The sequence below is a fragment of the Alicyclobacillus sacchari genome (genome assembly GCF_004366795.1).
GTDB classification, from domain to species: domain Bacteria; phylum Bacillota; class Bacilli; order Alicyclobacillales; family Alicyclobacillaceae; genus Alicyclobacillus; species Alicyclobacillus sacchari.
This window is the reverse complement of sequence record NZ_SORF01000001.1, coordinates 49693-69772: the sequence shown is the minus strand read 5'-3', so window position 1 is coordinate 69772 and position 20080 is coordinate 49693. Positions and strand designations below refer to the sequence as shown.

Genomic DNA, 20080 nt, shown 5'->3' with positions numbered 1-20080 from the left:
GTATCACTGGCCGCCAAGCCCTGGGAGCCAGTGCTGCGCTGCCTTTGCTTGATGTGTTGCGTTGTTTGTGCTGCCGCTGGCTGTCCCTGTACGGTCCGGCTCGTTGACCCCCGTTTCCGCTGGGCGGTTTGCGCTGTTTGCTGTGTCAGGAAAGAGCCCGGTGGCGCCGTTTGCCGTATCGTTGGCGTTGTTCACCACGTCGCTGTTCGAACCACCGTTTTCCGCTTGTACCTGAACTGCGATCGTCTGGGACGCTTGCGAAAGTGCGACGCTCGATTCGGCAAACACTTTGTAATACAAGGTTGCCTGGCCAGACGGCAGAGTGGAATCTACATACCAGGGCACGTCGTTTGTCCCAATTTGCACATACGGGCCGTTCGGGTCACTTGCGCGATACACGTCATACTGAGTCGCTCCTGCTACGCCCTTCCAACTCAGTGTCACATCCGTCCCGTCAAAGGTTCCGGTTAAACTCGTTGGTGCTGCTATTTGCGACGGATTTACGACAGGCGGTACACTGCCGGCGTCGAGTACTGTGCCACCTCTGGGATCAGGCGCGGTCGGTGCCAAGTACGGCGTATCGTCGGTCATTCCACCTCGAATCTTGTGCTCCCAATCGAGGATTCTCGTCGCTGGCAGTTTGATGAAAACGCCCGTGCGCACTTCGGACGGTGGCGTATGGGTTGTGGCCAAATATTTCTTTCCCCTAATGACCACGTACTTCACTTCGACGTCCACGTCGTCGTACTGCGTCGGCTCCGTTCCCTGTACGAATGGCTCGGTTGTGATTTCGCCATGCGCTGTCGACAAGGGCGTAGGCAACAAACCACTCGTGCTGCTGACAGCTTTGGTCACGACATTGGCGGGTTTTGGCCAAGGGTGCTTGGCCGGCGAAGCTGCAAGTATCGGCGTCATGATGTCGTTCCAAAGCGTAAATTTCAAATTGTATTCAGCGCCGGGTGATATGAGTTCGTGATTGTTATATCCCATCCAGATGCCAGCGGTGTATTGCTGTGTATAACCGATGAACCAGCCGTCGCCGAGGGAATCGGTTGTTCCCGTCTTGCCGGAAATGTATTGCCCTGGGAAATGAGCGCCAATCATCGTCGCCGTGCCGCCGGCGTGATACAAAACATCGTGCAACATGTCGGTCACAATATAGGCGGTGGCTGGTGAAAACACCTGATGTGTCTCTGGATCCGCTTGATACAGGACCCGCCCGGTATTGTCCTCAATTTGGCTGATCATATAGCTCTCGTGCCATACCCCTTGATTGGCCAGGGTTGTATAGGCGCTTGTCATCTGTTCGACTGTCGCGCCGTTGTCGAGACCGCCAATGGCCGATGCCAAGTGATTTTCGTCGTCCGCGACGATTGTCGGTTCGCCGTCGAGTGTCTTCGCTTTCGTGCCAAGCCCCATTTGGCTTAAATAGCTGAATCCGACTTGTGGCGTCAGCTCCGCCAAAATGTCGATGGCGGGTACGTTGCGCGACTCGTAAAGCGCCTGACGAGCCGACAACAGACCCGCAAAATCGGGTTCGTCGTCGTGTGGTTCATATGCTGGCTCCCCGCCGCTGCCCGGGAACAAAGTGGGCGCATCGTAGAGCACAGTGCCAGCCGTGATGAGACCTCGATCAATCGCTGGTCCATAGTCGAGCAGCGGTTTGATGGAAGAACCCGGTTGCCGAGGGATATCCGCGTGATCGATAGCGTCTTTCAGATAGTTCCGGCCCCCGCCGATCGCAAGGATGCCACCAGTCTGGTTGTCGATTAAGGTAAAGCCTGCTTCGTACAAATCGGTTGCCGTCTTGCCGTTTGCGAGCCTATACGTTTTGTCTGTGCCCGCGAATAAGGCATCGTTGGACAGCACCTGCTCCACTTCATTCTGCTTGGTCAAGTCGATGGTCGTATAGATTTTCAACCCGGCCACTGGCAAAGCAGACTCGGCTTGTACCGCGTTTTCGTACACACCCGCTTGCACCAGCGCTTGAATGACGCGGGGTTTAATTTCGTCGAGCATCAGGTAGGGATGAGCAGGCAGGCCGCTCTCTGGAGCTGGATGAATGTGTTTCAACACATCGTAGTGATATGCCTGTTCATATTCGGCATGACGAATGAGCTTGTCCGCCAGCATTTGATCCAGGATATAGTGTTGGCGTTGTAATGTGTGTTCGGGAAATTCATACGGCGAAAAATACGACGGGTTGTTTGGCAGTGCTGCCAGGAAGGCCGCCTCGGGCAAGTTTAAGTCTTTAGGGTTTTTGCCAAACAGAATTTCCGACGCGCGTTTAACACCATATACGGTATCGGTGCCCATTCGGCCCATGTATACCCAGTTCATATAATCTGTTAAGATTTCATCTTTCGTGAGAACATGATTGACTTCAATCGCCAGGGCGATTTCTTGAATTTTCCGCCGCATCGTTCGTTGTTGTTCCGGAAAGACGGCGAGTTTGACAGTCTGTTGCGTGATGGTGCTGGCGCCACTTTCGATGCTGTGCCCGGCCAAATCCTGCACGAGTGCACGCGCCATGGACAACGGATTGATGCCGATGTTTGTAAAGAACGTCTTGTCTTCGGCTGCGACAAACGCGTTGACCAAATAAGGGGACACCTGTGAGATGGACGTGATGGGCTGGCGGTCACCATCGCCCGTGAATCGTCCAATGAGCCTGCCATTGCGATCATACACGACGGACGCCGCACTGTTGTTGACAAACGTGGCTGCATTGACCTTGGGCAAACCTTTCAGCAGCGAAGCGACATACCCAGCGCCCGCAGCGCCGCCGAGGACACCGAGACTGCCTAAAGAGAACAGGCTGACCCGTATCGCCTTCCAAAACCGCGAGGAGGTCCCTTGTTCCCGCTTCCGCGCTGTTTCACGAGGATTGCGAACAACGATGGTCTCCTGACCGACACGGTCGCGTCGCTTCTTCACGGGCGCCCCTCCCTTCGTTGCCAAGATTATATCACACGACAAAATTGGACATCATGGTAAGTTTTTCGCTATGATTTCGTGCGTATGAAACATCGCGCGTTGACAGTGCAAATGGCTTGTAGTTATATTGAGTAAAATTGCCATACGCATACACGCCTTCGGCTTTTCATGAGGCTTTTTGTGTATACCGGTTGCTCATTCCTGGAGTGGCGCTGGTCGAAACGGCTAGAGAGGATGGTTTACATGGAGTGGCAGCTCACGCCGGCGCAAGAGGCGGAGGTCGAGCGCCAGCTCGCGTGGATTCGCCGCGGTGTTGCTGAAATTGTACCGGAGCAGGAATTGGTTGGAAAAATACGTATGTCGGTCGCCACAGGCAAACCGCTGAAGGTGAAGCTCGGCATGGATCCGACAGCGGCCGATATCCACCTTGGGCATACCGTGGTGCTGCATAAGGTGCGCCAGTTTCAAGAACTGGGTCACCAAGCGCATCTCGTGATCGGAAACTTTACAGGTCGTATCGGCGATCCGACGGACAAGTCGGAGACGCGCAAACAGCTGAGTGCTGAAGAAGTTGCGGAAAACGCAAAGACGTACGTGCGCCAGGTATACAAGGTGTTGGATCCGGCAAAGACCGAGATTGTTTACAATGCCGACTGGCTCGCGCCGCTCGACTTTGCGGATGTCATTCGGCTCGCCTCGACGGTAACTGTCGCGCGAATGTTGGAACGTGAAGACTTTACGAAGCGCTTTCGGGACAACCGGCCCATTCACATCCATGAGTTTTTCTACCCGCTGATGCAGGCTTACGATTCTGTGCATCTGGAGACCGACGTCGAGTTGGGCGGAACGGATCAAAAATTCAATCTCCTCATGGGCCGCACTTTGCAGCGCGAATTCGGGCAGCCAATGCAGATCGCTGTGATGATGCCCTTGCTCGAAGGGCTGGACGGTGTTCACAAGATGTCCAAGAGCCTGGGCAATTACATCGGGATCGACGAATCGCCAAACGACATGTTTGGCAAGCTGATGTCGATTCCCGATTCACTGTTGTTCAAGTATTATGATCTATTGTCGTTGCGCGAGGCGGCAGACATCGAACGGGTGCGGCAAGCTGTCGAGACCGGACAAATGAACCCACGCGACGCCAAGATGGAGCTGGCCAAGGAGTTGGTAGCCCGGTTTCTCGGTGACAATGCCGCTGTGGAAGCGGTCGACCATTGGCACAAGGTCTTCCAGGCGGGAGCCTTGCCGGAAGACATGGAAGAGGCGTCGGTTGCGGACGGTCCTATTTGGATCGTCAAGCTTCTCACGGATCTGGGTCTTGCCAACAGCAACAGCGAGGCCCGACGGGCCATTGCTGAAGGCTCGGTGCGATTGAACGGCGAAAAGGTGCTCGATGTCGATCTGCAGTACGAACCGCACGACGGCGACGTGTTGCAGCGCGGCAAACGCCAGTTCCGACGCCTGCGCGTTACGAGCGGATAAGAGTAAGCGACATGAATAGAAATTCCCCCGCGTACGATGGGACGAGGGGGAATTTCTGTGCCACGGCGTTTTGTTGCGCGCCCAGTTCGATCCGCCAGTCGGCGCGACGGGACACACGTATCCAATGGGTCACCGCATAGGCGCCTACCTGTTTGGCTTTTGCCGGTTGCGTGCGCCATCTTCTTACTTGTCGGAAGCATTCTATTGATTGATTATCGCTTGCGTCCTATCGCCATCAACACGTCATCGGCACTGGCACAGCGCATTGGCAGCGAGGCGTTGAACGAGGCGCTCGTCGATGCTATTTCGGATTATCCGGATGCCAAGTCGCTCGTCCATAGCGAGATCGAACGCGGGGCGGGCGGCACGTCTCTGACGGTGACAAGCGTCGACATGGCGAAATTGGCGGCACTCCAGGGTGTTGCCACGCGCGATGCCCAGAATCGCTTGCGCGAATTGTCCCACCAACATCTGCGGTTGCCTGTACTGCAACTGCTCAGTGGCTCCCTCCTCTCCGGCTATGCTTTGACGGTGCCCGTGCGCTTTTCCTTAATGGGAACCGTTCACTCCACTTTACAGACGGATATCGAATCGAAAGGCGTGAACCAGGTGGTTCACGTCGTCTATCTCGAACTGACCGCCAACGTGATGGTGATCGCGCCGCTGGTTCACGTGCCGACGACGGTACAAACGAAGGCGCCGGTTGTGTATTTGGTGATGAGTGGGCCTGTGCCGAACGCGTATTACCAAGGGGCACCGGTCGTCCCCGGCCGATGACCGGATCGGCGTAGCGCGAGTGCCACTTCCTAGGCGAGTGCATATACTGCTGCAGTGATGCGACTGCCCTTTCGCCTAGGAGGTTTTGTAGATGAAGAAGTATGTCGTGAAACCGGGTGAATCCCTGTATCAAATCAGCCGCAAGACGGGGGTTCGCCTGCCTTTATTGCTTGCAGCCAATCCACAGATTCAGAACGCCAATGACATTGTACCGGGTATGACCATTGTCATTCCTGAGTTGGGCAAACCGGTGAAATCCGGGAAAGCGAAGAAAAGCGCGACAGCGAAAGCGACCAAGCAGACCAAAGCCAAGCCGTACTTCGGGTTCGTCTGGCCGCATCACGTGCAAGCGGGTGAGACATGGACGGAGATCGCCGCGCGTTATGGAACGTCGGTGGCCCAGCTTGAGCATCTCAATCCGACGTTTGCGGGGCAACCGTTGCAACCCGGGATGATCGTCTATGTGCCACTGTCCCACGCTGCCGCGCCGGATGGTCAGGTGCCGACACCAGGATACGCCTCGCCGGGACCGGGCCATGTTCCAGGGTATCCGCAGGGACCAGGATACGCTGCGCCAGCACCGGGCTATGTTCCAGGGTATCCGCAGGGACCAGGATACGCTGCGCCAGCACCGGGCTATGTTCCAGGGTATCCGCAGGGACCAGGATACGCCTCGCCGGGACCGGGCTATGCCCCAGGGTATCCGCAGGGACCAGGATACGCTGCGCCGGCACCGGGCTATGTTCCTGGTCATGCACACGCGCCTGGGGCTACCTCGCCTGTGCCGGGAATCTCCACTCCTGCACAGACACCTGCAGATGTTCCGACCATGCCGACGCCTGGTATGGCGACGGGTGCGGCGGATGGTGTGATGGCTCCTTTTCAACCGACAGAGCCGATGCCACAAACTGGGGCACCAAGTGAAGCTGGTCCGCATACGCACAACCCCTATCGCTTGACTGATGAAACATGGTTTGCACCAGCCGCGCCTGACGAGCCTCACTTGCGGGCTATCGATTCGGCGCAGGACGACCAGTGGCGGTCAAACGAAACGCCGACGGCGGTGCCGCAGCAGGACGCCAAGGCGTGTGACAACGCTGAAGTGCCGCAGACGGACGACGACGGATGGTCGCGGCCTTTTACCATTCGCCTGCGCGAGGATGAGTAGGCATGGACGTACCGGATGTGGCGTCAGTCGCGAGAGACGCGTATGGCATTCGCGCGGAGTGCATTGTGCGCAAGCGAACGGTATACGGCATTGTCGCAGCGGATGGACGGCAATACATCTGGAAGCAGGCGGCGCTCGGTGACACAGAGGAACGTTTGCAGGCGCTCGCTCGAGCTCTTGTAGCTTACGATCGCGCCGATGTGCAAGCGGCCCGTCCGTTGCCGGCGCGCAACGGGCGTGTGCTCGTAGAACAAGAACATGGAATTCGCGGCTATTTGCAGCCATGGCTGCCCGGTCGGCACGTCCTGACGGCGAGCCGCGACGAGAGACTGCGGGCGATCGCCGCCGTCGCGCGGGTCCAGCGGGCCGTGCAAGCAGCCGGTTACCCAGAACACCGGGCGTTGCGCCGGGGGTCGCTGTACGGCAAATTGCGCGTGAAGGTGAACGCGATGGCCAAAATCTGGCCGCAAGCAGCCCGCGAGTTGCCGCGCTTTGCGCCGTTCGCGGCAGAGGTGCAAGCGCGGGCAGAGCGAACGCTCGCGCGGTATCGAGCGAATCTGGAGCAGGTGCGGACGCAATGGCGCAGCCGGGCGACGTTGTGCCACCGCGACCTGGCGCCGCACAACGTCCTCATCGATCGCGACGGGCGCATCGCCTTCATCGACTTTGACCACGCCGGCTACGACGACATGTACGCCGATCCCGTACAATTCATCAGTCACACGTTGTTCTTAAATGATCTGAAGGCGCCTGAGTATCAAGAAATGTGGGAAGTGTATGCGGAGCACGCGGCTTTGGGGCGCAGCGAATTGGCGGTGCTCCTGTGTCTGGGCGAGTGGCCAGACATTTGGGTGCGCGCGCTCGCTGAGTGGGGCAAGGCCGAGGATCGCAGCCATGCCGCAGCACGAGTGGCATACGCGGTCGCGTGCGAGCGACGGCGATCCGAATTAAACGCGCGCGTGCTTGCCAACCTGCGGCTCGAGGCGTAATCTCGCCTCGGGCCAGGGCCTTTCTTCCGTTTGCGAGCCAGCGCATGTATACTGTTTGGGTATCAACGGTACTGGGGGAATGGCCGTGGCTTCAGACATCCAGCGTGTGGCGATCGCGCAGATTGCGCCTAAGTTGGGCGATCTCGGCGCGAACCTAGAGCGCCATCACGAATACATACGCGAGGCGTCGGCACAGGGCGCCCAGTTGATTGTGTTCCCTGAACTGGGACTCACTGGATATCAGACGCAGGATTTGACACTGGAGGTGGCCCGCTCGGCGACGAGTCCAGAAATCCAATCCATCGTCGACCAGAGTAGGGAAATTGACGTCTTGTTTTCGTTTGTGGAGGAGACGCAGGATCACCTTTTCTACGTGACGGCTCTTTACGCTTCGCAGGGGAAAGTCGTACATAAGCACCGCAAAGTGTACTTGCCGACTTACGGCATGTTCGACGAACGTAGGTATTTTGCGCCTGGAGACCGATTTGACGCATACGCAAGTTCCCTCGGGACAGCCGGCATACTCATCTGCGAAGACGCTTGGCACTTATCCGCCCCATATCTGCTTGCGATGCAGCAGGCAACGCTTCTCTTGGTGCCAGCATCGAGTCCCTGGCGAAACACGATGGCGGCGGCCGAATTTGGCTCGCACGCGTTCTGGCGGCATCTGTTACAGATGTATGCCCAACTTCTTGGCGTGCACATCGTCTTTGCAAATCGCGTCGGCTACGAGGACGGCGTGCATTTTTATGGCGGGAGCGGGGTTGTCGCACCCAATGGCAGTTGGCTGGTCGAGGCCGCAACCGGCGAAAGCGAACTGGTTGTCGCCGAGATCGACCGCCGCTTGACGCGCCGTATGCGGTATACGACGCCGCTTGTGCGCGATGAGCGCGTGCATTTGGTTGCGTCCCAGCTACATGCCTTGTTGCAAAGGGGGGATTTCCGTGCGCCCGGACATTGAGCAGGCTCTCTGTCTGCGCGAAGATTTGACCGCGTCGGTGCTGGAAGGATTCCTGCGCGACGAGGTTCGGAAGGTTGGCTTCGAACGCGTCGTGTTCGGCTTGTCAGGCGGGATCGACTCGGCCCTGTCCGCGTATCTTGCGACGCGGGCACTCGGCCGCGAGCAGGTGCACGCGGTGCTCATGCCGTATCGCAGCAGCAGTCCATCCAGTCTCGCAGACGCTATGGAAGTGGTACGCGATCTCAACATTCCGCATACGGTGGTCGAGATCACGGGGCCGATCGACGCCTACTTTGAACAGATGGACAAGCTGTTGGGCAAACAGGCTTCACCCTTGCGGCGGGGCAACCGCATGGCGCGCGAGCGGATGGTGACCTTGTACGATTTGTCGGCTGCGATGAACGCGCTGGTTGTCGGCACGAGCAACAAAACGGAGCTGTTGCTCGGGTATGGAACCCAGTTTGGCGACATGGCGAGTGCAATCAATCCAATTGGGGATCTTTACAAGTGTCAGGTTCGCCAATTGTCGGCATATGTCGGCGTTCCGCAAAGCATTTTGAACAAGGCGCCAAGTGCAGATTTGTGGGCGGATCAAACGGACGAAAAAGAACTCGGCTTTACGTACGACGACGCCGACGAGATTCTGTACCAATGGGTCGATCTCCGCTTGAGTCCCGATGAAATCGTCGAACGTGGCTACGACGAATCACTCGTGCGCCATATCGTCCAGCGCGTTCAGCGCAATCAATACAAGCGCAAGCCGCCTATCATTGCCAAACTTTCTGGGCGGACGATCGGTATCGATTTTCGCTATCTTCGCGACTGGGGACATTGATTTCGCAAAAGGGTGAGGGGTATGTCAGGACATTCGAAGTGGCACAACATACAGCGACGCAAAGGCAAGCAGGACGCAATCCGCGGTCAGCTGTTTACCAAGCTTTCGAAGGACATCTACCAAGCAGCGCGTGAGGGCGGCGGCAATCCAGATACAAATTTTCGGCTAAAAGTCGCCATTGAGCGGGCCAAGGCGAATAATCTTCCGGCCGAAAACATTTCGCGCACCATAGCGAAGGCGACGGGGACACTGGAGGGTGTGACCTACGAGGAACTGCTTTATGAAGGGTATGGACCTCACGGTGTCGCGTTGCTGATCGAGATCGTTACGGATAACCGAAACCGGACGGCGGCGGAAGTCCGTCATATTTTCCGCAAACGAGGCGGCAGTTTGGCAGAGTCGGGGGCTGTCGCCTGGATGTTTAAACGCCAAGGTCAAATTGAGATATCAAAGGCGGGCGTAGACGGCGATGAATTGATGATGCTCGCGCTGGAAGCCGGCGCCGAAGACGTGATTGAACAGGAGAACGCGTTCGTGGTCGCCACCGCTCCCGAAGACTTCAAGCAAGTGCGCGTGGCGCTCGAGGAGGCTGGCGTCAAATACGAGGAAGCCGAGCTTGTGTATGAGCCGGCGACGAAAATCGAGCTGTCAGACGAGGCGCTGGAAGAGGTCTATGAACTCGTCGAATCCTTGGAGGCTTGTGACGACGTCCAGACCGTCTGGACGAATGTCAACATGGACGACGAAGAGGAAACGGACTAATCTTGCATAACTTGTTTGCAGACGCACACATTAACGGCGAGGAGCAATGGCTGTGCATGCAGCCAGAGAGGTGAGGGCTTTGTCCACCATACGCCAGGCTCGAAAACATCGCCGGATCGCAAACCCGTGTGCCTATGCGTTAGCCGCCTTCTTCACGGTGATGTTCAGTGTTGCAGCACCGGCTGTGGTACGGGCGGATACGCCGTCTCTGACCGATTTCGGCCAAAGCGATCGGCCGACGCACGTGCATCGAACCTTGCACACCGCACTGTTTGTGACTGAAAGCCGTGAAGGTACAGTTGCTTGGGAAGAACATCGGGTGCGTGACGATGCGATTGTCGCATTCGTCGCCGAACATCCAGTTTGGCGGTTAAATGTGCCACTTTCGTGGTACTTTATGGAACCTGTTTATGAACGCAATGCGGCGCAGGGAGCGCAGCAACGCGAGTTAGCGATATAGGCGGAAGCTTGTTGTTGTCTGGGAGCGTCACGCAACGCTCCCTTTTTCTTCGTATCTAGAACTTTTTTCACTCGTAGATTGGGTAGGAGATTTGCGAGAAGCGACGAATGTCTAAACGAACAAGAGGAGGCATGCGGGTGGATGCGCAACGCATCATGGGAATCGATCCGGGCCTCGCACGGCTTGGCTACGGTGTCATTGAAAGTGTGGGCGGCAAACTTCGCCAGATTGTGTATGGATGTGTGGAAACACCGCCGCACGTGCCGCTGCCACAGCGATTACAGCAAATTTATCAAGAGTTGACGGATCTCATCGCCGCATATCACCCCCAGGTGTTGGCGGTCGAAGAACTGTTTTTTAATCGCAACACGACGACGGCCTTTACGGTCGCACAGGCGCGCGGAGTTGCCCTGTTGGCAGGGGCGAACGCCAACTTGGCGGTGCACGAATACACGCCTATGCAGGTCAAGCAGGCTGTGACAGGGTTTGGTCGCGCAGAGAAGCAGCAGGTCCAGCAGATGGTCAAGGTGCTGTTGTCGTTGTCTGCCATTCCCAAGCCGGATGATGCGGCCGATGCGCTCGCTGTCGCCATCGCGCACGCACACACGGGGCCCATTGCGAGGCTCGACGATGTCGTGCGCGAACGGCGCAGTACGGGCTGGCACTGGGAACGGAGGGGCGGCCGATGATCGCGTTTTTACGAGGGCTGGTGGTAAGTCACGGAGCAGGTTATCTCGATCTCGATGTTCGCGATGTCGGTTATCGCGTGCATGTCGCGGATGGCGCCATGGCCCAGTACCCAGTCGGGGCACAGGCATTTTTGTATACCTATCAGCACGTCCGCGAAGACGGCATCGTCTTGTACGGGTTTGCGACGGCTGAAGAACGGACACTTTTTGAAAGGTTGCTTGTCGTCTCCGGGATCGGCCCTCGTTTGGCGTTACATATCACGGGAGCGGCCAGTGTTCCGTCTCTCGTCGCCGCAGTTCAGTCGGAGGACACAAACTATCTATGCACGCTGCCGGGCATTGGGAAAAAGACAGCGCAGCGCATGGTGCTCGATTTAAAAGATAAATTGGATGATCTCGCGCTGGCATGGCCAATGGCCACGGAACACACGAGCTTGCCTGCAAAGGACAGAACGGACGATGTCATCGCTGCGCTTGTCGCCTTGGGTTACAGGCCGCGCGAGGCACAGCAGGCTATTGCGGCGATTCATCCCGAGCCCGATGAGCCGGTCGAGGATGTGGTAAGAGCCGCGCTCGCTTGGCTGTACGCGCAGCAGGGCAGCCGTGCGTGACGGTTGATTACAGTCGGCATGAGATCGGTTTTGCGAGAAGGAGGGGGAGCGTATGGACGATCGCGTTGTGTCTGCAGAGTGGAGCCGCGAAGACATGACACTGGATTCGATTCGGCCCCGTTTTCTCGACGATTACATCGGCCAACGGGCCGTCAAGGAAAATTTACAAATCTTTATTCAGGCCGCGCGGGAGCGTGGCGAGTCCTTGGATCACGTTTTGCTCTATGGGCCGCCGGGGCTTGGCAAGACGTCGCTTGCGATGATCATCGCCAACGAGCTCGGCGTTCACATTCGCGTGACGTCGGGGCCTGCCATCGAGCGAGCAGGTGATCTTGCGGCGATTTTGACGAATCTACAACCGGGAGACGTGCTGTTTATCGACGAGATTCACCGACTTTCGCGAAGTGTCGAAGAGGTGTTGTACCCGGCGATGGAGGATTTTTCTATCGATATCGTGATCGGGAAGGGGCCGTCTGCCCGCTCAGTCCGCCTCGACTTGCCTCCGTTCACGCTGGTTGGCGCGACGACGCGGGCAGGGCTTTTATCGGCGCCGTTGCGCGATCGATTCGGCGTGATGTTGCATCTGGACTACTATCCGGTCGAGGAGCTGGCGCACATTGTCGCCCGCAGCGCAGAGATTTTGCAGGTCGTGCTGACGAAAGAGGCGTGTGTCGAGGTTGCTCGCAGGGCGCGCGGCACGCCCCGAATTGCCAACCGCCTGCTCAAACGGGTGCGGGACATTGCCCAGGTTTCCGGCTGGAGCAGCATTGACGAGCGGTTAGCGGGCAAGGCGTTGTCGCGCTTAAAAGTCGACGCTTTGGGGCTCGATGCGACCGACGAGCGGATCGTTATCACCGCCATCGACAAATTTGGCGGGGGACCGGTTGGCCTGGAAACGCTGGCGGCGGCTGTGGGCGAGGAAGCGAGTACCATCGAAGACGTCTATGAGCCATACCTGCTGCAAATGGGCCTGTTACAGCGAACTCCGCGGGGGCGTGTGGTCATGCCGGCAGCATATCGACATTTTGGCAGAAAGATGCCATGATCGTATAAGAGTCTGAAACATCTGTGCGATCAAATCTGTTGCGTTGGCTTGAACCGGCAGTCGGACGTACCCCCACAATTGGGGCGGAGAATTCGAATGCGTGAGGAGAGGTGGAAGCGTGGGCGTTTTGCCGTTTCGGGGGCGTCGAATCGAGGAACGAAACGAGTTAGCCCGATTGCTCCACGGTGCAAAATCCGGGAATGCGAGTGCGCGCAATGAGCTCATTGCGATGTACATTCCTTTTATTCTGCGGATTGCGGCACAGACGGCACGCAGGTATATCGACCCCAAATCTGACGACGAATATAGTATCTGCTTGTCCGCGTTTAACGAAGCGATCGATCGTTTTCAGGAAGGCAAAGCAGCGTCGTTTTTAACGTTCGCCGAGACCGTGATCCGCAGGCGGTTGATCGATTTCTTTCGAAGCCAGCATCAGCATCGGTTGAAGCAATTGCCATGGAGCGAATTCGACGTGATCGACGACGAAGACAACGTCTCCAATTGGGCAGAGGTAAGTTCGTCGCTGGAAGTCCATCAGGCGCAGCAAGAAGCGGCGATGCGGGCTCTGGAAATCGAAGAGTATGCACATCGGCTGGCTGCGTTTGACCTGTCGTTTCACGAGCTGATCGATATTTCGCCGAAACACGAGGATGCGCGGCGCAACGCAATGGCGTGTGCGCGTGCCATCGCGTCGGACGCAGAGTTACTAGCGTTTGTCGAACGCAGGCGTGCACTTCCGTTGAAAGCGCTGGAGGAGCGTGTCAACGTGTCGCGAAAGACGTTAGAGAGGCAGCGCAAATATATTTTAGCTATCGTCATCTTACTTGCGGGCGATTTTCCACTGCTGAAATCCTTCTTGATGAATGCGGAAGGGGCTTGACACCATGCGAAGCAGGGACGAGGAAAAGGCCGTTATCCTATCGCTTGACGGAGATCGCGCAATCGTTCTGATGCGGGACGGTACCTTCCGGCGGATTCGCGTCGGCAAGGGCCTGCAGGTTGGCGAACTCTGTTCGGTGCCTGCCAGAGAGCGTCGATTCGATCGCGCTGTTCTCAGTCTTAGCCGTGCCGGTCGGCGTTGGCAAACGGGAATGGCGGCGGTTGTAGCATGCTGTGTGCTTCTTGGCGGACTTTTGGTCGGTGCTGTTTCGCACCGCTCTGACTATGCTTTGGTATCTTTGGATGCAAACGGACAGATAAGCTTTGCTGTCGACGCACACATGCACGTCGTGTCAGCCCGTGGTCTCAACGAAACGGGACAAAGTGTATTGAATGCCGTCCCTGTACAAGGTTTGCCGCTTTCTTCGGCCGTCGGCGAGGTGGTTGCGAAGCTCGCACAAGCGCAAGAATTGCCGCGCAATGACAGCATCGTTGTGACCACCGCTTCTGTCGCAAAGAATGCCGATGTGCATACGGTCGATGATCAAGTCATTTCGGCCATCCATACAGCCTTGGGTAAGAGTGAGACAAGAAATGTATACCATATGGATGTGCCAAAGGCGGTATGGGCACAAGCTCAAGCTGCACATGTATCGCCCGGGCAATACGCCACGTATCTACTCGCCCAGCAGGTCGGGGTACCGGTGAAATTGACGGATTTGAACTCGGCCAATCTGCAGACGGTGCTTGCCGAGGCACACGATTTGCACACAGCTTTATCCGGCTTCAACACGGGGGATTACCAGCAGGTCGCCTCGATTGTCGATAGTGCCGTCGGATCATCCACTTTGAATTCCACACAACAGTATCAGTATAATGGGTGAAGTTGCCCTGTCCGCACAGCGTGCGCTGTGCGGAATTGTGTGTACGGAAAGGATGGGACGACAACTGTGCGGGTCGATGAATTTGACTATTACCTCCCTGAACACTTAATAGCACAAGAGCCGCTGCCAGAGCGGGATCAATCCCGATTGCTTGTGGTCGATCCGGTGGCGCAAAGAGTTTGGCACCGCCAATTTGCCGACATCGTCGAGGAACTACATCCTGGTGACGTGCTGGTGATGAACGATTCGCGCGTCCTGCCAGCCCGCCTATATGCTCGCAAAAGTGCGACGGGTGCCCAGGTAGAAGTGCTGTTGCTACGCCCGTCGGAATCAGATGCGCATACGTGGTTTGCCCTGGCGCGGCCGGCCAAGCGGCTGCGCCAAGGAACGCCGCTCACGCTCGGCGAAGGCGAAGATGCCATCGAAATTGAAGTGGTTGCGGAGGGCGAAGAGGGTATTCGCGAAATTCGATTCCTGACCGATGAATCGGTTATCGACATCGCTAATCGTTTTGGGGAGATGCCACTCCCTCCATATATTCACAATAACCTTGAGGATCAGGAGCGCTATCAAACCGTGTATGCCAAGCGAGTTGGTTCGGTCGCGGCTCCCACGGCAGGGCTGCATTTCACGTCGCAACTGCTGGAACGGATTCGCGCGAAAGGTGTGGATATTCGCCACGTCACCCTGCACGTTGGGCTTGGTACATTCCGACCGATACAGGTCGAAACGGTTGAAAGCCATCATATGCACAGCGAATGGTACGAGGTCAGCCCGGAGACGGCCGAGGCAGTCAATCGGGCAAAGGCAGAAGGGCGGCGCATTGTCGCAGTCGGTACGACGGCTCTGCGTACCTTAGAAGCTGCCGGTGCGTCCGGAAAACTGGAAGCCAAACAAGATGAGACGGATATTTTTGTTTACCCTGGATATAAATTTAAGATGGTAGACGCGTTGATCACGAATTTCCATTTGCCGAAATCGACCTTGTTTATGCTGGTTTGCGCATTAATGGGTACGGAGTTTGCGAAATCCGTCTACGCACAGGCCGTCGCGGAGTCTTACCGGTTCTTCAGTTTCGGCGACGCGATGTTCATTACGAGGAGGGCCGACGTTGAAGCAACCGGTAACGTATGAACTGATTGGCCGTTGCTCTCACACCTTGGCGCGTCGTGGACGCGTGCACACCCCTCACGGCGCAATCGAAACGCCTGTGTTTATGCCGGTTGGCACACAGGCGACGGTGAAGACCATGGCTCCTTGGGAATTGACCGAGCTCGGGGCTCAGATCATATTGTCGAATACATATCATTTGCATCTTCGCCCAGGCGAAGACATTGTGCGGCAGGCTGGCGGTTTACACGGCTTTATGCAGTGGCCAGGAGCCGTTTTGACTGACAGCGGTGGATTTCAAGTCTTTAGCCTGGCCAGTCTGCGCAAGATTACGGATGAAGGCGTCGCCTTTCGCTCCCACATTGATGGCAGTCCCCGTTTTTTCTCGCCAGAATCGGTGATGGGCATTGAAAATGCACTCGGCGCGGACATCATCATGCAGCTTGACGAATGCCCGCCATATCCTGCATCCCGAGAGTACCTGCGCACGTCTTTGGAGCGGACTTTGGCCTGGGCAAAGCGCTGCAAAGAGGCTCATCGCAGGCCGGACGAGCAAGCGTTGTTCGGGATTGTGCAGGGTGGCGAGCATCTTGATTTGCGAAGAGAAGCCGCAGAGCGCCTTGTCGAACTCGATTTGCCGGGATATGCGGTTGGGGGGCTCAGCGTCGGGGAGCCGAAGCCTTTGATGTACGACATTCTCGGCTATACGACGCCTTTCTTGCCTGCGGACAAACCTCGCTATCTGATGGGCGTGGGCAGTCCCGACGATCTATTTGAGGGGGTGGAGCGCGGGATCGATATGTTTGACTGCGTGTTGCCGACGCGCATCGCCCGGAATGGAACGGTCTTCACGGCGACGGGTAAACGCGTTCTCAAGCATGCGCGTTACCGCGACGATTTCCGTCCACTCGACGAAGCGTGCTCGTGCCGTGTCTGTCAAACATTCTCGCGGGCGTACATTCGACATTTGCTCAAGGCGGATGAGATTTTGGGCCTGCGCCTCACAAGCTATCACAATGTGCATTTTCTGCTTGATATGATGGCGAGAATCCGAAAGTCGATTGAGGAAGACAGGTTTTTGCAACTCAAACGCGAATTTTATGAAACGTATGGTTATACTGGTCAGCGAGAGGACGTGTTGGATTGAAAGGCGGAAGCAGTCTCATATTTCTCATCATCGTCGTGATTGTGTTTTACTTCTTGATGATTGTGCCACAGCGCCGACAGCAGAAAAAGCGGGCAGAAATGATGAAACAGATTGGCCCTGGTGCGCGTGTCATGACAGCCTCCGGTTTGTATGCCGAAATCATCGAGACGCGCGGTGATATTGTCGTCGCCCAGATTGCCGACGGTGTGAATGTGGAAATGGACCAACGTGCAGTAGTGCGCGTCATTGAAGAGGGTCCCACTCAGCATGATGACGAAGCGGACGAGCTGCCGGAGGTGGACGCGGAAGCGATGTCGGGCGTCTCGGAAGCCGTTGCGGACACCGATGATGATTTCACGGGGTCCGACGCACAGCGCCAGTTTGACGAGCATCACAAGCAGCATGGACAATCGTGATTGCTTTTGCGACGACGGCCGTGGGCATACGCCTGCGGCCGTTTTGCGGATAGTCCTGTGAATCGGGTCTCATTAGGTTGCTTACATCAGCCGTCAGTTCGGGAGAATGCGGAGCCAATCATGCCGCCGAACGCGCCGATGACCGCCATCAACAGCACGCGAAACAGACCGCTCCCATCCATTGTGAAGGTGTTATACACAAACAAGCCGATGGCAACCATAATGAGGGCGTACAAAAGTCCGGTTGATCCGCCGTGAAACCAGCCTCGGCTGTCGACTTGCCGAGCCGCCGCGATCGCGCCGAAAAACACAGCCGCACAGTGCACCACATAAGCGGCGGTTGTCAAGGAGTTGGCACCCCAATCGCCATACTGTGCGAAAAGAAAGATCACGACGGTCCCTGAGAAGGCAATGAATAAACTCCAAAGACATCCATACAAAACCGGTATCGCGCGCAGTACGTCGAGCCGTCTGCTGCCATCCGCCTGAGGCACCTTCATCACCTCTTGTACAAGTTTCACTACAAAATATTCGGGTATCAAGACGAATATGATCTTGTCCAAATAGATATGAATTGTTTATACTGGAAACTTGAAGAATTCTGTAATCGGTTTGCAGTGGGGGTGAGCGCATGAGGGAGGGCGGGACGTTGCGGCGCCAGAACTTGTACAGCGCTGTTGTCGGGATCGCCGGCTGCCTCATCGCGTTGTACGGGCTGCCGAGTTTACGCCATGCGGATGGGTGGCTTGTCGCGGCTCTGGCGGCGATTGCGTGTGTACTCGAATCACTGCCTATTCCGCTGCGGCAAACACAAGCGTCGCTGTTGCCAGCCGTCATCATCGCACTCGTTGGCCTTGGCCAATTGGAGCCCGCGATGGTGTGTGCGATGTTAGCGGCCTGTGTCGCGCCGCTGTTCTTGCGTACGTGGGACAGCGTCATTGTGCTGTTCAACGCCGGGCAGTATGCACTTAGTGCGTGTGCCCTGTGGTTCGTCCTACAGGCGCTTCACCCCCTGCCCATTGTCTCCGTTCACGCAATGGTACTTTTGGATCTCGCCATTGGTTCCCTGGTCTTTTTGATCGTCAATCACCTGCTTGTCCACACCTTGCAATGGCTTCGTGGAAACTTGTTGCCGTCGTCCGTCGTCGGCGCGTTTGTTACGGATATCGCCAACTTGGCTCTATGTTTGCCGTTTGCCGTCCTCGTGCTGGCCTTGGCGCCTGACAACGTATGGTTCGAACCCATCGTGATGTTGCCGTTGGCGATGCTCGCGTATATGCTGCGGGCGCATCGTCAGACGCTTGATCTCCAAATGATTCACGAGGCAACGACCAAACTCGCTACCGAATTTGATATGTGTGCAATCGCGACGGAAGCTGCGGTTCTCACACGGCGCATGACGCTCGCCGATTGTGTCGTCGTGTTTTTGATTGACAATGAGCGAAATGCACTCGTTCCCATGGCCGTTCACCCGATTGCATACGACGCGTTTTTTGATAAGAACGGTTGGCCAGAAACTGAAGGTGGTGTCATATGGAAGACCATCCACCAGCGCGGTCACGTCCACATCCCGGACGTTCGCAAGGACGCGAGAGTGCGAATTCTCGGAGAACATCCGACATTTTTAAGTATGGCCATCTTTCCCATGCACGCGCACCTCAAGGCGCACGGTGCGATCGTGTGTTATGCGACACGGCCGCGAGCGTTCTCGCATGTTCACCAGTATATGGACACTCTGTCCAATCAAGTGTCCGTTCTTCTTGAAAACGCAAAGTTATACCAGGAGCTGCAGGAGCGCACCATCCGCGACGAGGCGACGGGGCTGTTCAACTACCGCTATTTCTACGAGGAACTGGCGAAGCGTGTACAAATGTCGGTGGCGGAGAACCGCCCAGTGTCGGTCCTGATTGCCGACGTCGACTTCTTCAAAAAGTTCAATGACACATATGGGCACCTGGCAGGGGATGCCGTTTTACGCGAAGTAGGCCGTCTTCTGCAGCGGCATGCCGGGGATCATGGGATTGCCGCGCGTTACGGCGGTGAAGAATTTGCCGTTCTCATGTGGGCGAGCGCCGAGGAGGCCTATCGTATCGCGGAGCATATTCGGCAAGAAGTTAGCAGATTGACGGTCGAGTTTCATGGATACCATCTGCAAGGGATTTCGGTCAGTGTCGGTGTGGCGACCTGTCCCGACGACAGTGTCTCCGATCGCGATCTCTTGCTCAAAGCGGACAGTGCCATGTATTGGGGGGCGAAACAGCGCGGTCGCAACCGTACCGCGATGTATACGCCAGAGTTCGACACGCAATTGTTTGTCGACAGCTTAACCAGTCTGTATACGTACCACTTCATCAACATTCGGATTCGTGACGGTATCGTGCATGGTGTGACGAGGTGGGGAGTCATCTGCATTGATTTGAATCAGTTTGGCGAAGTCAATGTAGGATTTGGTTTTGATGTGGGCGATACAGTTCTGCGCCAAGTGGGTGTGCTCGTTCGGGAGTGCCTGCGTCATACGGAATTGGCGTGTCGGTATGGGGGAGACGAAATGTTAATCGTGCTGCCGGACGTCTCCGAAACCGAACTTGCCGGGGTGTGCGATCGTGTCGTGAACGCGATCGAACAACACCGATATGTTGTGTCCGACAACGTGGTGCTTTCGATGCGGACGACGGCTGCTTATCGGGTGTTCGATGACGTTGCGGACGGTCCGGACTTATTCAATCGGATCGCGGAGATGTTTGCCCAACTCAATCCCACCTCAGAACAATCGATGGCGTGAAGCGGTGCCCGCACGTGTAGCGGGGCGTTGAATATGCGACCATCTCCAAGGCTTCCCTGGCTTCTCTGTCGGGGCATCCGCGCCATTCGCAGAACGCATGAACGATCCCGGTGCCAGGTCATACTAGCGCCGGAGGGATCAGC

General features: G+C 56.7%; 19 protein-coding genes. 17 read left to right on the top strand and 2 right to left on the bottom strand.

Features of this window, described 5'->3' with window-relative positions:
* Positions 1-3: 3 nt before the first annotated feature.
* Entirely contained in the window at positions 4-2937 is a 2934-nt protein-coding gene (locus tag C7445_RS00310) for a transglycosylase domain-containing protein (protein WP_243834847.1), read from the bottom strand.
* Between the two features lie 243 nt (positions 2938-3180).
* On the opposite strand from C7445_RS00310, the gene tyrS reads away from it, so the two are divergent.
* The 16 genes from tyrS to yajC all read left to right on the top strand — a co-directional run bounded on the left by tyrS (position 3181) and on the right by yajC (position 17155).
* Positions 3181-4422: a tyrosine--tRNA ligase gene (gene tyrS / locus C7445_RS00305; RefSeq protein WP_243834846.1), complete on the top strand. Its 1242-nt coding sequence runs from the start codon at positions 3181-3183 to the stop codon at positions 4420-4422.
* A 57-nt stretch (positions 4423-4479) separates the two neighbouring features.
* Entirely contained in the window at positions 4480-5199 is a 720-nt protein-coding gene (locus C7445_RS00300) for a sporulation protein YunB (protein WP_243834845.1), read from the top strand.
* A 91-nt stretch (positions 5200-5290) separates the two neighbouring features.
* The gene (locus tag C7445_RS14770) at positions 5291-6367 is read left to right on the top strand and encodes a LysM peptidoglycan-binding domain-containing protein (RefSeq protein WP_208320794.1); all 1077 of its coding nucleotides are present in this window, start codon (positions 5291-5293) and stop codon (positions 6365-6367) included.
* Positions 6368-6369: 2 nt separating this feature from the next.
* Positions 6370-7356 carry a phosphotransferase gene (locus C7445_RS00285; protein ID WP_134158066.1) on the top strand — a complete coding sequence of 329 codons (987 nt, stop codon included), beginning with the start codon at positions 6370-6372 and terminating at the stop codon, positions 7354-7356.
* 79 nt (positions 7357-7435) lie between these two features.
* Positions 7436-8317: a nitrilase-related carbon-nitrogen hydrolase gene (locus C7445_RS00280; RefSeq protein ID WP_134158065.1), complete on the top strand. Its 882-nt coding sequence runs from the start codon at positions 7436-7438 to the stop codon at positions 8315-8317.
* Positions 8301-9152: an NAD+ synthase gene (locus C7445_RS00275; RefSeq protein ID WP_134158064.1), complete on the top strand. Its 852-nt coding sequence runs from the start codon at positions 8301-8303 to the stop codon at positions 9150-9152. The genes C7445_RS00280 and C7445_RS00275 overlap by 17 nt, the downstream gene beginning before the upstream one ends.
* Before the next feature lie 21 nt (positions 9153-9173).
* Complete coding sequence (locus C7445_RS00270; RefSeq protein ID WP_134158063.1) at positions 9174-9914, top strand: YebC/PmpR family DNA-binding transcriptional regulator; 741 nt, start codon at positions 9174-9176, stop codon at positions 9912-9914.
* A 52-nt stretch (positions 9915-9966) separates the two neighbouring features.
* Entirely contained in the window at positions 9967-10374 is a 408-nt protein-coding gene (locus C7445_RS00265) for a hypothetical protein (RefSeq protein ID WP_134158062.1), read from the top strand.
* Positions 10375-10505: 131 nt separating this feature from the next.
* Positions 10506-11063, top strand: a complete 558-nt coding sequence (ruvC, locus tag C7445_RS00260) for a crossover junction endodeoxyribonuclease RuvC (RefSeq protein WP_134158061.1) — start codon at positions 10506-10508, stop codon at positions 11061-11063.
* On the top strand, positions 11060-11674 hold the full coding sequence (gene ruvA / locus C7445_RS00255) for a Holliday junction branch migration protein RuvA (protein ID WP_134158060.1): 615 nt from the start codon (positions 11060-11062) through the stop codon (positions 11672-11674). The genes ruvC and ruvA overlap by 4 nt, the downstream gene beginning before the upstream one ends.
* A 52-nt stretch (positions 11675-11726) precedes the next feature.
* Entirely contained in the window at positions 11727-12719 is a 993-nt protein-coding gene (ruvB, locus tag C7445_RS00250; protein ID WP_134158059.1) for a Holliday junction branch migration DNA helicase RuvB, read from the top strand.
* Between the two features lie 118 nt (positions 12720-12837).
* Positions 12838-13599 (top strand): RNA polymerase sigma factor SigI, encoded by a 762-nt coding sequence (gene sigI / locus C7445_RS00245; protein ID WP_134158058.1) that lies wholly within the window; start codon positions 12838-12840, stop codon positions 13597-13599.
* Between the two features lie 4 nt (positions 13600-13603).
* Positions 13604-14482 carry an anti-sigma factor domain-containing protein gene (locus C7445_RS00240; protein WP_134158057.1) on the top strand — a complete coding sequence of 293 codons (879 nt, stop codon included), beginning with the start codon at positions 13604-13606 and terminating at the stop codon, positions 14480-14482.
* 66 nt (positions 14483-14548) lie between these two features.
* Positions 14549-15616: a tRNA preQ1(34) S-adenosylmethionine ribosyltransferase-isomerase QueA gene (gene queA, locus C7445_RS00235; protein ID WP_134158056.1), complete on the top strand. Its 1068-nt coding sequence runs from the start codon at positions 14549-14551 to the stop codon at positions 15614-15616.
* Positions 15594-16739: a tRNA guanosine(34) transglycosylase Tgt gene (gene tgt / locus C7445_RS00230; RefSeq protein WP_134158055.1), complete on the top strand. Its 1146-nt coding sequence runs from the start codon at positions 15594-15596 to the stop codon at positions 16737-16739. Before queA ends, tgt begins: the two co-directional genes overlap by 23 nt.
* Positions 16736-17155 (top strand): preprotein translocase subunit YajC, encoded by a 420-nt coding sequence (gene yajC, locus C7445_RS00225; RefSeq protein WP_134158054.1) that lies wholly within the window; start codon positions 16736-16738, stop codon positions 17153-17155. Before tgt ends, yajC begins: the two co-directional genes overlap by 4 nt.
* An 86-nt stretch (positions 17156-17241) precedes the next feature.
* On the opposite strand, the gene C7445_RS00220 is transcribed toward yajC, so the two are convergent.
* Positions 17242-17655 carry a TIGR04086 family membrane protein gene (locus C7445_RS00220; RefSeq protein ID WP_134158053.1) on the bottom strand — a complete coding sequence of 138 codons (414 nt, stop codon included), beginning with the start codon at positions 17653-17655 and terminating at the stop codon, positions 17242-17244.
* A gap of 131 nt (positions 17656-17786) precedes the next feature.
* Here C7445_RS00220 and C7445_RS00215 point away from each other — a divergent pair, with 131 nt between their 5' ends.
* Complete coding sequence (locus tag C7445_RS00215) at positions 17787-19937, top strand: sensor domain-containing diguanylate cyclase (RefSeq protein ID WP_134158052.1); 2151 nt, start codon at positions 17787-17789, stop codon at positions 19935-19937.
* Positions 19938-20080 lie beyond the last annotated feature (143 nt).

Bases quoted from the DNA above. Each gene is read 5' to 3' on its own strand.
- C7445_RS00220 (WP_134158053.1), bottom strand. From the start codon at position 17,655: ATGAAGGTGCCTCAGGCGGATGGCAGCAGACGGCTCGACGTACTGCGC.
- ruvB (WP_134158059.1), top strand. From the start codon at position 11,727: ATGGACGATCGCGTTGTGTCTGCAGAGTGGAGCCGCGAAGACATGACA.
- tyrS (WP_243834846.1), top strand. From the start codon at position 3,181: ATGGAGTGGCAGCTCACGCCGGCGCAAGAGGCGGAGGTCGAGCGCCAG.
- C7445_RS00280 (WP_134158065.1), top strand. From the start codon at position 7,436: ATGGCCGTGGCTTCAGACATCCAGCGTGTGGCGATCGCGCAGATTGCG.
- C7445_RS00240 (WP_134158057.1), top strand. From the start codon at position 13,604: ATGCGAAGCAGGGACGAGGAAAAGGCCGTTATCCTATCGCTTGACGGA.
- ruvC (WP_134158061.1), top strand. From the start codon at position 10,506: ATGCGGGTGGATGCGCAACGCATCATGGGAATCGATCCGGGCCTCGCA.
- C7445_RS00270 (WP_134158063.1), top strand. From the start codon at position 9,174: ATGTCAGGACATTCGAAGTGGCACAACATACAGCGACGCAAAGGCAAG.
- C7445_RS00215 (WP_134158052.1), top strand. From the start codon at position 17,787: ATGAGGGAGGGCGGGACGTTGCGGCGCCAGAACTTGTACAGCGCTGTT.
- C7445_RS00285 (WP_134158066.1), top strand. From the start codon at position 6,370: ATGGACGTACCGGATGTGGCGTCAGTCGCGAGAGACGCGTATGGCATT.
- ruvA (WP_134158060.1), top strand. From the start codon at position 11,060: ATGATCGCGTTTTTACGAGGGCTGGTGGTAAGTCACGGAGCAGGTTAT.
- C7445_RS14770 (WP_208320794.1), top strand. From the start codon at position 5,291: ATGAAGAAGTATGTCGTGAAACCGGGTGAATCCCTGTATCAAATCAGC.